Annotated in this window: 9 protein-coding genes; 7 read left to right on the top strand and 2 right to left on the bottom strand. The window is 66.3% G+C overall.

Going from position 1 to position 12,061, the window contains the following annotated elements; all coding sequences use genetic code 11:
* Positions 1-4 precede the first annotated feature (4 nt).
* From BACI71_RS07820 to BACI71_RS07810, 3 genes are all read left to right on the top strand, one after another.
* A complete protein-coding gene (locus tag BACI71_RS07820) occupies positions 5-1,168 on the top strand; it encodes a zinc-dependent alcohol dehydrogenase (protein ID WP_159757230.1) in 1,164 nt (387 codons plus the stop codon).
* Positions 1,169-1,179: 11 nt separating this feature from the next.
* Positions 1,180-2,289, top strand: coding sequence for an ion channel (locus tag BACI71_RS07815; RefSeq protein ID WP_201297329.1), 1,110 nt, complete (start codon positions 1,180-1,182; stop codon positions 2,287-2,289).
* Positions 2,290-2,399: 110 nt separating this feature from the next.
* On the top strand, positions 2,400-2,810 hold the full coding sequence (locus BACI71_RS07810; protein ID WP_159757227.1) for a response regulator: 411 nt from the start codon (positions 2,400-2,402) through the stop codon (positions 2,808-2,810).
* Between the two features lie 32 nt (positions 2,811-2,842).
* Here BACI71_RS07810 and BACI71_RS07805 read toward each other — a convergent pair whose 3' ends face one another.
* Positions 2,843-3,883: a rod shape-determining protein gene (locus tag BACI71_RS07805; protein WP_443018457.1), complete on the bottom strand. Its 1,041-nt coding sequence runs from the start codon at positions 3,881-3,883 to the stop codon at positions 2,843-2,845.
* Positions 3,884-4,201: 318 nt separating this feature from the next.
* Here BACI71_RS07805 and BACI71_RS07800 point away from each other — a divergent pair, with 318 nt between their 5' ends.
* Genes BACI71_RS07800 through BACI71_RS07790 form a run of 3 tightly spaced genes read left to right on the top strand, consistent with a single transcriptional unit; the run spans position 4,202 to position 7,800 of the window.
* Entirely contained in the window at positions 4,202-6,673 is a 2,472-nt protein-coding gene (locus tag BACI71_RS07800) for a TonB-dependent receptor plug domain-containing protein (protein ID WP_159757224.1), read from the top strand.
* Between the two features lie 56 nt (positions 6,674-6,729).
* Positions 6,730-7,590, top strand: coding sequence for a PEP-CTERM sorting domain-containing protein (locus BACI71_RS07795; RefSeq protein WP_159757221.1), 861 nt, complete (start codon positions 6,730-6,732; stop codon positions 7,588-7,590).
* Positions 7,591-7,650: 60 nt separating this feature from the next.
* Positions 7,651-7,800, top strand: coding sequence for a hypothetical protein (locus BACI71_RS07790; protein ID WP_159757218.1), 150 nt, complete (start codon positions 7,651-7,653; stop codon positions 7,798-7,800).
* A 10-nt stretch (positions 7,801-7,810) separates the two neighbouring features.
* Here BACI71_RS07790 and BACI71_RS07785 read toward each other — a convergent pair whose 3' ends face one another.
* Positions 7,811-8,296: an Lrp/AsnC family transcriptional regulator gene (locus tag BACI71_RS07785; protein ID WP_159757215.1), complete on the bottom strand. Its 486-nt coding sequence runs from the start codon at positions 8,294-8,296 to the stop codon at positions 7,811-7,813.
* Positions 8,297-8,399: 103 nt separating this feature from the next.
* Here BACI71_RS07785 and putA point away from each other — a divergent pair, with 103 nt between their 5' ends.
* Positions 8,400-12,017, top strand: coding sequence for a trifunctional transcriptional regulator/proline dehydrogenase/L-glutamate gamma-semialdehyde dehydrogenase (putA, locus tag BACI71_RS07780; RefSeq protein ID WP_159757212.1), 3,618 nt, complete (start codon positions 8,400-8,402; stop codon positions 12,015-12,017).
* Positions 12,018-12,061: the final 44 nt, after the last annotated feature.

The following is a 12,061-nucleotide window of genomic DNA, read 5'->3' as shown; positions in this document are numbered from 1 at the left end:
CCGGATGCGTGCACTCTGCTGGAACGGCGTCAACGACCTGCGCGTCGAAACAGTCGACGATCCTTCGATTCTGAACCCCAATGACGTGATCCTCAAGGTCCGGTTGTCGACCACCTGCGGATCGGACCTGCACCTGATCGATGGCCTGATCCCGACGATGAAGGCGGGCGACGTTCTGGGTCATGAATTCATGGGCGAGATCGTCGATGTCGGTCGCGACGTAACCAAGGTGAAGCGCGGCGATCGTGTCGTCGTGCCGTCGTTCATTTCCTGCGGCCAATGCTGGTATTGCCAGCACGACCTCTATTCGCTGTGCGACACGACCCATCCCAAGCCCGAATTGCAGGAGCCGCTGCTCGGTTATCCGACCGCCGGCATCTACGCCTATTCCCACGCGTTCGGCGGTTATGCCGGTGCACACGCGGAATATGTGCGCGTGCCGTTCGCCGACACCGATTGCTTCGTCGTCCCCGAAGGCGTGTCGGACGAAGCCGCGCTCTTCATCTCCGATGCCGCGCCCACCGGCTTCATGGGTGCCGATTTTTGCAACATCCAGCGCGGCGACGTGATCGCGGTCTGGGGTTGCGGGGGCGTCGGCCTGATGGCGCAGCAAGGCGCGATGATCCTCGGCGCCGAGCGCGTGATCGCGATCGACCGCTATCCCGAACGGCTGGCGCAGGCTGCCGCGTTCGGCGCTATGACGCTCGACTACACCAAGGTCGATGTCGTCGAGGCGCTGAAGGAACTGACCGGCGGCAGAGGTCCCGACGCCTGCATCGATGCCGTCGGGATGGAGGCGGGCGGCACCGGGCTCCAGCAGGCCTATGATCGGGTCAAGCAGGCGTTGTACATGGAAACAGACCGCGGCACCGCGCTGCGTGAGGCGATGCTGGCGGTGCGCAAGGGCGGCACGCTGTCGATCCTGGGCGTCTACGGGATGATGGACAAGTTTCCGCTCGGGCTGCTGATGAACAAGGGTGTCACCGTGCGGACCGCGCAGCAGCATGGACAGGCCTATGTTCCGCGTCTGCTGGACCACGCGCAACGCGGCGAACTGACGCCCGCCGCCCTCGCCACGCATCGCTTCGCGCTGGAGGACAGCCCGAAAGGCTATCATATGTTCAAGCACAAGGAGGACGGCTGCCTGCGCGCGGTCTTCATCCCCTGAGGCATCCGGCCATGCAAGCGACCATCTCACTCGAACAGGTCGGCGGGGCCGCGTTGATGCTGCTTTTCCTCGCCGACATCTTCCTGACCATATTATACGCGCGGGTCGGTACGGGGCTGTTCGCACCCTATTGGGATCGCGCGATCTGGGCGCTCTTTCGTGTTGCCGCCAGGGCGCTCCGCCGATGGCATGGAGCGATCCTGTCCTTTGCCGGGCCCATCATCATCGTCTCGCTGATCGGCTTCTGGGCAGTGGGGCTGGCGGTCGGGGCCGCATTGGTTATCCAACCGGAACTCGGCACCGCGATCCGGCCCTCGACCGGTGAAGCATCGACGGATTTTGGTACGGCGCTGCTCATCGCAGGCAACAGTCTGTCGATCGTCGGCGGCGGCGACTACAGCCCCCACACGACCGCGACGCGGCTATTATTCCTTGCCAATTCGTTGATCGGTGCGTCGGTGTTGTCGCTGGTGCTGAGTTACCTCGTTCAGGTATATTCGGCGCTTCGCGAACGCAACGCGCTGGCGCTGACGATCGACCTCATGAGCGATGGTACCGGCGATGCCGCGGTGATGCTGGCGCGGCTCCTGCCAGACGGTGACAGCAGCGGCGCGACCAGCGAGCTCGGAAACCTGGCCCGCGCCCTCGTCGCCACCAAGGAAGCGCATCATTTCTACCCCTTGCTCTTCTACTTCCGATTCAGGGAACCGCGCTACGCCGTGTCGCGGTTTACGGTCGTGCTTCTCGACCTGACGACACTGATCGGCTCCGCACTCGATCGGCAGCGATACCGGACGTTGGTCGACTCCGCGCCGGTCGCGACACTCCACGGGGGCGCTCTTCTGCTGGTTCAGACACTCCACCGGCATTTTGCCGTGGCGGCTCGAACCCACAGCCCCGCGGCTGAAGCCTCGCGAGACGGTAAGAGCGACGATGCCGCAATGGCAACCCTCGCGCACGCCGGAATCGCGGTGCGACCAGACGGCCTCGGTCGCTACGTCGCCATGCGGCGTGAATGGGAGCCGTTCGCCACTCGTGTGCTGCCCGGGGCCGGCTACGCGGTTGATGAGATTGATCGACGCTCCGATAGCCGGCAGCACCACCCTGGAACGGGCATTTAGAGGGCATGGCGTAAATACAGTGCCCACCGTGGCGGATTTGGACATCGGCAATAAGGGATCGATCTAAGTTACTCTTGCAACTTGCGTGATGGCAGGAGGTTTGGGGCGGCATGCCAACCTCACTCACACCCTATGCCGTCGTCGTCGAGGACGACCCCATCATCAGCATGGAGACGGCATACATCCTCGAAGAAGCCGGCTTTCGCGTGCACGAATGCCTCGGTGGCGACGAGGCCATCGCGCACCTGTCCCACCATTGGGAGCGGACAGTCCTGCTATTCTCGGATGTGGATATGCCCGGCGCGATCGATGGTTTCGCTCTCGCGCGGCACGTCGCCGAACATTGGCCGCCGATCGAGATCGTCATCGCGTCCGGTCATGTCTCACCAAACCAGGGAGATATGCCGGAAAAGGCGACGTTCCTGTCGAAGCCCTTCAATCAGCGGACGGTTCACGATCACCTGAAGCGCATCCTGCCCAACGACAAGAAGCCAGAGCCGCTGAAGAAGGCCGCTTTATAATTTGACCTTGCCGGCGGCGGCCTCAACCGAAGTCACCCTTCTGACAGCGCTTCTCGCAGGCTGGCATTCTCAAGCGCGAGGCCGGCGCCCAGCGCGACACAAAGCAATGGTGCGTCGGCAACCATCACCGGGAGGCCGGTCGCCGTGCTGAGCACCTCATCGAGGCGCGAGAGCAAGGCACCGCCGCCGGTCAGCACGATGCCTTGGTCGACCACGTCGGCCGCAAGTTCCGGCTTCACCTCGCTGAGCGTCCGCAGAACGGCTTCGACGATTTGGCCGACCAGATCAGCAAGCGCGTCGGCGATTTCGGCTTCGCCGATGCTGATCTCCTTCGGAATACCGTCGACAAGGTCGCGCCCCTTCACCCGCAACCGCCGTTCGGGTCCATGCGGCCGGCTTGCTGCGCCGAGCGCGATCTTGATGCGCTCGGCGGTCGCCTCCCCCACCAGCAGGTTATGGCGGCGTCGGATGTACGAGATAATCGCGTCATCGAGCTTGTCACCGCCGACCCGCACCGAGCTGCTATAGGCCAGCCCGCTCAGCGACAGCACGGCGACTTCGGTCGTGCCCCCGCCAATGTCGACGACCATCGAACCGGTCGGTGCGGTGATCGGAAGGCCGGCGCCAAGCGCCGCCGCCAACGCCTCCTCGATCAACCGCACTTCGGACGCGCCCGCGCTCAACGCAGCCTGCCTGATGGCGCGGCGTTCGACCTGTGTCGAGCCCGTCGGGACCGAGATGACCATTCGCGGCCGGCGCTGCATACGGCTCGCACCACCGTGCACCTTGTCGATAAAATGTTTGATCATCTGTTCGGCGACATCGAGGTCGGCGATCACCCCGTCGCGCAGGGGGCGGATCGTGCGGATGTTCTCGGGGGTCTTGCCCATCATGAGCTTGGCGTCGGCACCTACCGCGAAAACGCGCGGGACACCCTCGCGCACCTCCAGCGCGACCGCCGATGGCTCATCGATGACGATGCCGCGTCCGGCGACATAGACCAGCGTGTTGACGGTTCCCAGATCGATCGCAACATCATGCGACCGCAGCCCGAGCATCGAGAAAAATTGCACAGGCGTCGCTCTTTCGATCATGCCAGCGCGTCGCCGGCGGCGGGAGATGAGCCACTTGTCGCTAAAGACCCAGGCGTCAACGCCGTTGCGACGAGCGACATCGGGCCGGCGACCGGCGCGTGCAAGCTATCCGCGCAACGGCACGGTGGTGAGCGATCGGTCATCCGGCGCCACGCTCCGTTATGTCTCTAAGCACGTCACAGGCGCGGGCAAGCCCCGCTTAGGCGGATGCAAGCAAGCCTTCGCCGCCTAATCACCATCAGAGACGTAGAGAATGACGGATCTTAGAAAGCCTGAAGAACAAGAAGGGGAATTCCGATGAGCACCACCCGAGCCGCGCTGTTGGCCGGCGCCACGCTGCTGCTGCCGACGCTGACGGTGGCCGCTACGGCGCAGACTGCGCCACAGGGTGCGTCCGCCGACACCGGCGACGTCGCCTCTGCAGCCGCAGAGCCGGTCGGTAGCGAGGTCGTCGTCACCGGGACGCGCGCGCCCGGGCGCAGCCGCCTTGACACGGTGTCGCCGGTCGATGTGCTGACCGGCGACGCACTTCGGGCCCAGGGAACGACCGAATTGGCCGATGCGCTGTCGACGGTGGCGCCTTCGATCGACTTCCCGCGCCAGGCAGCGGTCGATGGCACTGATGCGATCCGCCCCGCGACGCTGCGCGGGTTGTCGCCGGACCAGACGCTGGTACTGATCAATGGCACGCGTGCGCATACCTCGGCGCTGCTCAACATCAACGGCTCGATCGGGCGCGGCTCGGCGGCGGTCGATCTCAATACGATCCCGACCGTTGCGCTCGACCGGGTTGAGGTGCTGCGCGAGGGCGCATCAGCGCAATATGGCTCAGACGCGATCGCCGGCGTCATTAACCTGCGACTGCGCGAGGCGCGCGAGGGCGGCGGCGCGAACGTCACCTTCGGCACCTATGCGACGAAATACGATGCGGCACGGACCTCGCGGTCGATACGCGACGGCGAGACGGCGACGTTCAGCGGGTGGAAGGGCTTTGCGCTCGGCAGCGAGGGGTTCCTCACCGTCTCGGGCGAATATGTCTCGCGTCAGCCGACCAATCGCGCCGACATAGATCCGCGTGGGCTGACAACACCCCGGATCCGCGCGCGGTTCGGCGATCCCGAGGTCGAGCAGGGCACGGTCTACGTCAATGCCGCGGTGCCGCTGGGTGACGGCAACTGGACCGCCTATGTCAATGGCGGATTCCAGCAGCGCGACAGCGAGAGCGGCGCTTTCCCGCGCGTCCCCGGCGGCCCGTTTCCCGGCTTGCCTAATTCGCAGAACAGCAACGCGGATGCGCTCGTCGGCATTTATCCGGACGGCTTCCTGCCCCTGATCGGATCGCGGTCGAAGGACTATAACGGAACGGTCGGCGTCCGCGGCGATCTGGGCGGGTGGAATACCGACCTGACCGTCAGCTACGGTCGCAACACGATTGATTTCGAGACGCGCAACTCGGGCAACGCGACCCTGGGCAGCGCCTCGCCACGTGATTTCGACAGCGGCCGGCTGCGCTACGATCAGTTGACCGCCGGCCTCGACCTGGCGCGCGAATATACGCTCGGCGCAGCGGTCATCAACATCGCCGCGGGTGGCGAGTATCGTCGTGAGGGCTTTGCGATCGGCGCCGGGCAGCCGGAAAGCTACAATCGCGCCGCGGGGGCGCCGAGCACGCTGGCATCCGGCGCGCAGGGCTTCGTCGGGTTCCAGCCCGGCAACGAGGTCGACGTTCATCGCAGCAACGGCAGCCTCTATCTCGATGTCGAGGCGCGGTGGTGGGACAAGCTGACCTTCGGCGCGGCGGCGCGTGGCGAGACCTATTCGGACTTCGGCGAGACCGCGACCGCCAAGCTGTCGGCACGCTATGACGTGGCGCCGTGGCTGGCGTTCCGCGGCTCGGTGTCGACCGGCTTCCGCGCGCCATCGCTGCAGCAGCAATATTATACGTCGACGCAGACCCTGGTCACCGGCAACCTCGGCCCGCAGGAAACCGGTCTGTACCCGGTATCGAGCAACATTGCCCGCGCGCTGGGCGCATTGCCGTTAAATCCCGAGAAGTCGCGCAACTACTCGCTCGGCACGGTGGTGCGCGTCGGCGGGTTCAGCCTGACGGTCGATGGCTACCGCATCCGCATCCGCGATCAGATCGCGCTTTCCGAGAATATCCAGGCTACGGCTAGCGCGCAGGTCGGTGCGCTGCTCGCGCCGTTCGGGGTGCAGGCGGCACGGTTCTTCATCAACGGCATCCAGACCACCACCAAGGGGCTGGATATCGTCGCCGCTTATACGCTGCGGACGGAAAGCCTCGGCAGCTTCAATCTAAGCGCCGCGGCGAACCTGAACGACATCTCGGTTGACCGCATTCCGACCTCGACCGCGGCGCTCAACCCTGCCCCCGGCCTGTTCGGGCGCAACCGCATCCTCACGATCGAACAAGGCACGCCCCGTACCAAGATCGTCGGCGCGGTCGACTGGCGAGGCGACGCACTCGGCGCGACGCTTCGTGCCGTCCATTATGGCAACGTTCTGCAGCCCGGCACGGTGCTGGCGAACGACGTCTACACCGGCCGCCACACGATCATCGATCTGGAGGCACGGTACCGTTTCAACGACAAGGTCACGCTGGCGCTGGGGGCGGAGAACCTGTTCGACATCTATCCGGACACCATGCCGGCCGCGCTCAACAACAATGGCGTGACCGCCTTCCCCTATTACTCGCCCTTCGGGTTCAACGGGCGGCAAATCTATGGCCGGCTTAATCTGAACTGGTAATCTGGTTCACGCCGCCGCGGTTCACGGATCGCGGCGGCGGCGCTATGCGGGTCACCATGCGTAACCTGCTGATCGCCCTCGCCGCCTTGCTGTCGACCGCCGCACCCGCAGCGGCCGAGACGATCCTTTTCGTCGGCAACAGCTTCACCTTCGGCGCCAATGCACCGGTGCGGGTGCTGAATGCCGACCGGGTGACCGATCTCAACAACGAGCGGATCGGCGGGGTGCCGGGTCTTTTCAAGCGCTTCGCCGAGCAGGCCGGGCTCGACTGGCAGGTGTCGCTGGAAACCTCTGGAGGCAAGACGCTCGGCTGGCATCTCGCCGAGCGGCGCCCGCTGCTCGACCGCCCGTGGGACCATGTCGTTCTGCAGGAGTATAGCACGCTTGACCCGCATCGCCCCGGCGACGGCACTGCGACGATCGCCGATGCGCAGCGGATTGCCGAGTTGCTGCGGGCGCGCAATCCAAAGGTAGCGATCACGATGACCGCGACGTGGACGCGGCCCGACCTCGTCTTTCTGCCCGGCAAGCGCTGGTCGGGGACGTCCGTCGAGGTGATGGCGAACGATCTGCGCCGCGCGACCGACAGCGCGGCGCGGCGCGCACGTGCGAATGTCGCGCCGGTCGGGCAAGCCTTCACCTGCGCGATCCGCAGCGGGGTCGCCGACGCCAACCCGTTCGATGGTATCGACTATACCCGGGTGCCCCTGTGGTCGTACGATCATTACCATGCCAGCAGCTACGGCTATTACCTGGAGGCGCTGGTACTGTTCGCGCGCGTGACCGGTGTCGATCCGCGCACGCTGGGCGCGCGGGAGGCGGCAGCCGGGGACCTCGGCTTTTCGGAGGCCGAGACGGTGGCGCTCCAGCAGTCCGCCTCTGACGCGATCGCGACCAACGGCGGCTGCGGTCGCTAGCGCGCGCGTCGGTGTCGCTTCATCGCGGAGCAAGATGGCGGGCGCCATACAGCGCGGAGCGTGCACAACGATCGAGATCGCCTCATCGATAATCGCTACCGCCGTCACCATCGTCTGCGCCGCCGGACCAAGGTCCTCGCCTTCACGATCTTCCTGACGCTTGTGGCGGTCGCCAGCGCCGGGCTGTGCCTGTTCGCTCTGAAGGGCTGACCACCCTTCTCTAGACCCCCGCGTCGCGGATCGTCTCCATCGCGACGAAGGTCGACGTGCTCGCGACATGCGGAAGCGAGGAGATACGCTCGCCGAGCACCTCGCGATAGCGACGGATGTCGGCGGTGCGGACCTTGAGCAGATAATCGAAGCTGCTGGCGATCATGTGGCATTCCTCGACCTCGGAAATGCGCAGCACGGCGCGACGGAATTCCTCCAGCGCGGTCTCGCGCGTGTCCGACAGCTTGACCTCGGTGAACGCGACATGGTCGAGCCCCAGGCGCGTCGGATCGACGATCGCGCGAAAGCCGAGGATGTAGCCGTTGTCGATCAGCCGCCGCAGCCGAACCTGACACGGCGTCTTGGACAAACCGACCCGCCGCGCGAGTTCGGTCACCGACAATCGCCCTTCGGCACGCAGCGCCTCGATGATCCGCCGATCGAACGCATCGATCGGCCCGGATGCGACGACCTTATGGTCCGATTGGCCTGCCATGATGATCCGATTAGCTGCGTTCGGGTCGAAAATGCGCCAAATGCGGGCGGATTGCCATAGCTTCTTCGGCTATGGAACGGGCACCACGAGAGGATATTCCGCGATGCGTGCCGCTTTGCCCCCGTTCGCCGATTTCGCTCCGCCGATCCGCCCGCAGAGCGCGTTGCGGCAGGCGATCACCGCCGCCTATCGCCGCAGTGAGCCCGAATGCCTCGCCCCGCTCCTCGATGCCGCCACGCTGCCGGATGAGGTGCGCGACGCGACGCTGGCCACCGCGACCGCGCTCGTCACCGCGCTGCGTGGCAAGCATACCGGTAGCGGGGTCGAGGGTCTGGTGCAGGAATATGCGCTGTCAAGTCAGGAAGGCGTGGCATTGATGTGCCTTGCCGAGGCATTGCTTCGTATCCCCGATACGGCGACGCGCGATGCGCTGATCCGCGACAAGATCTCCGGCGGCGACTGGCGCGCGCATGTCGGCGACGGTCGCTCGCTGTTCGTCAATGCCGCGACCTGGGGGCTGGTCGTGACCGGCAAGCTGACCGGCAGCGTCAACGACAGTGGGCTCAGCGCTGCGTTGACGCGGCTGATCGCGCGCGCGGGCGAGCCGGTGATCCGCCGCGGCGTCGATATGGCGATGCGGATGATGGGCGAGCAATTCGTCACCGGCGAGACGATCGCCGAAGCGTTGAAGCGCGCCCGCCCGCTCGAGGCGCGTGGCTTCCGCTACAGCTATGACATGCTGGGCGAGGCGGCGACGACCGCCGCTGACGCTGACCGTTATTATCGCGATTACGAGAACGCGGTGAAGGCGATCGGCGCGGCCTCGAATGGCCGCGGCATCTACGAAGGGCCGGGTATCTCGATCAAATTGTCGGCGCTCCATCCACGCTATGTTCGCGCGCAGGCCGACCGGGTGATGACCGAGCTGTTGCAGCGGGTGAAGTCGCTGGCGGTGCTCGCCAAGGGCTATGACATCGGTCTCAATATCGACGCCGAGGAGGCCGATCGGCTGGAGCTTTCGCTCGACCTGCTCGAAAGCCTCGCGACCGATCCGGACCTTGCCGGCTGGAACGGACTGGGCTTCGTCGTGCAGGCCTATGGCAAGCGCTGTCCCTTCGTGATCGACTGGATCGTCGATCTGGCGCGGCGTGCCGGTCGGCGGATCATGGTGCGACTGGTCAAGGGCGCCTATTGGGACGCGGAGATCAAGCGCGCGCAGGTCGACGGCCTCGCCGACTTCCCGGTCTACACGCGCAAGGTCCATACCGACGTCGCCTACACCGCCTGCGCGCACAAGCTGCTGGCGGCGCGCGACGTGGTGTTCCCGCAGTTCGCCACGCACAATGCGCAGACGCTGAGCGCGATCTATCATCTCGCCGGCCCCGACTTCACCGTCGGCGATTACGAGTTCCAATGTCTGCATGGCATGGGCGAGCCGCTGTACGACGAGGTGGTCGGTGCCGCGAAACTGGACCGGCCCTGCCGGATCTACGCGCCGGTCGGCACGCACGAGACGCTGCTCGCCTACCTCGTCCGCCGGTTGCTCGAGAACGGCGCCAATTCGTCGTTCGTCAACCGGATCGCCGATCCCGACGTCGCGATCGCCGACCTGGTCGCTGATCCGGTCGAGACCGTGCGGCGGATGGCGTCGCCCGGGCAGAAGAACCCGCAGATCGCCTTGCCGAGCGAGCTTTACGGTCCGCGCCGCAACTCCGCCGGCCTCGATCTGAGCGACGAAACGGTGCTGGCAGCGCTGAGCGACACGTTGGCGACCGAGGGACCCTGGCAAGCAGGTGAGGTTGGAGCCGAGCGGATCGTCCGCAACCCGGCGGATCATCGCGATCACGTCGGCACGGTGCGCGAGATGTCGATTGCGCAGGCGCAGGCGGCCGCTCGGATCGCCGCTGGCGCCGTAGCGGATTGGGGGACGCGGCCGCCTGCCGAGCGCGCCGGACTTCTCGACCACGCCGCCGACGCGATGCAGGCGCGGATGCCGCAGCTGCTCGCGCTGATCGTGCGGGAGGCGGGCAAGTCGTTGCCCAACGCGATCGCCGAGGTGCGTGAGGCAATCGACTTCCTGCGCTATTACGCCGAACAGGCGCGCTCGACGTTGGGCGCGGGGCATATGCCACTGGGCGTGGTGACCTGCATCAGCCCGTGGAACTTCCCGCTCGCGATCTTCACCGGGCAGGTCGCCGCCGCGTTGGTCGCGGGCAACGTGGTGCTCGCCAAACCGGCGGAGGAGACGCCGCTGATTGCTGCGCAGGGCGTGGCCCTTCTCCACGAGGCGGGTGTGCCGCGCGAGGTACTGCAACTGATCGTCGGCGACGGCGCGATCGGCGCGGCGCTGGTTGCCGCTCCCGAAACCATGGGGGTAATGTTCACCGGCTCGACCGAGGTCGCGCGGCTGATTCAGCGTGAGCTCGCCACGCGGCTGCTTCCCGGTGGCGCGCCGATCCCGTTCATCGCCGAAACCGGCGGACAGAACGCGATGATCGTCGATTCGTCCGCCCTTGCCGAACAGGTGGTCGCGGACGTGATCGCCTCCGCCTTCGACAGCGCCGGGCAGCGGTGCTCGGCATTGCGCATCCTGTGCCTTCAGGAGGACATTGCCGATCGCACGCTGACAATGATCCGCGGTGCGCTGCACGAGCTGTCGATCGGGCGCACCGACCGCCTGTCGGTCGATATCGGTCCGGTCATCACCGCCGAGGCGCAGGCGATGATCGAGCGGCATATTGCGTCGATGCGGGACCGCGGGCTGCGTGTCGAGCAGGTCGCCGTAACGGGCAACACCGCAAACGGCACGTTCGTGCCGCCGACGATCGTCGAGCTGAACGACATCGCTGAACTGGAGCGCGAGGTGTTCGGCCCGGTGCTGCACGTCGTTCGCTTCCGGCGCGCCGATCTCGACCGGTTGATCGACCGGATCAACGCCACCGGCTACGGCCTGACCTTCGGACTGCACACCCGGCTCGACGAGACGATCGCGCACGTCACCAGCCGGGTGAAGGCCGGCAACCTGTACATCAACCGCAACGTGATCGGCGCGGTGGTCGGAGTGCAGCCGTTCGGCGGGCGTGGGCTCTCGGGCACCGGACCGAAGGCGGGCGGTCCGCTTTACCTTGGACGGCTGGTCGCCGGGGCCGCGCTTCCACCGCCCGTGGTCAGCGATCATGCTGATCCCGCGGCGCGCGACCTGGCGATGTGGCTGGAGGAGCGTGGCGAGATCATGCCAGCAGCGCGGGTCCGCGATGCGATCGCCGCCTCGATGCTGGGGGCTGAGGTCGAACTCGCCGGACCGGTCGGCGAGCGCAACCTCTATGCGCTGCACCCGCGCGGCCGCGTTCTGCTGCTGCCGCAAACGCGCGACGGGCTGTTCGAGCAGCTCGGTGTCGCGCTGGCTGCCGGCAACGATGTGGTGGTGGGTGATGCGGCGACGGTGCGCGACACGCTGGCAGGGCTGCCCGGTCCGGTAGCGGCGCGGGTGCGGATCGCGGAGGATTGGCAGCGTGAGCCGGCATTCGCGGGGGCGCTGATCGAGGGCGATGCCGCGCGGGTCGGCGGGGCGCTTTCCGCACTGTCGGCGTTGCCGGGACCGATCGTGCTGCCGCAGGCGGCGAGCGCGGGCTACCGGCTCGACTGGCTGGTCGAGGAAGTGTCGACCTCGATCAACACCACCGCCGCCGGCGGCAATGCGAGCCTGATGAGCCTCAATTGACGTTGATGTGGGTCAAGGCAGCGTGACGGTACCGGAACGGCCGC

The sequence above is a fragment of the Sphingomonas sp. 8AM genome (assembly GCF_902506455.1).
Taxonomy (GTDB): Bacteria; Pseudomonadota; Alphaproteobacteria; order Sphingomonadales; family Sphingomonadaceae; genus Sphingomonas.
Note: the sequence above shows the minus strand (reverse complement) of the source record. Positions and strands in the feature narration are given on the sequence as shown.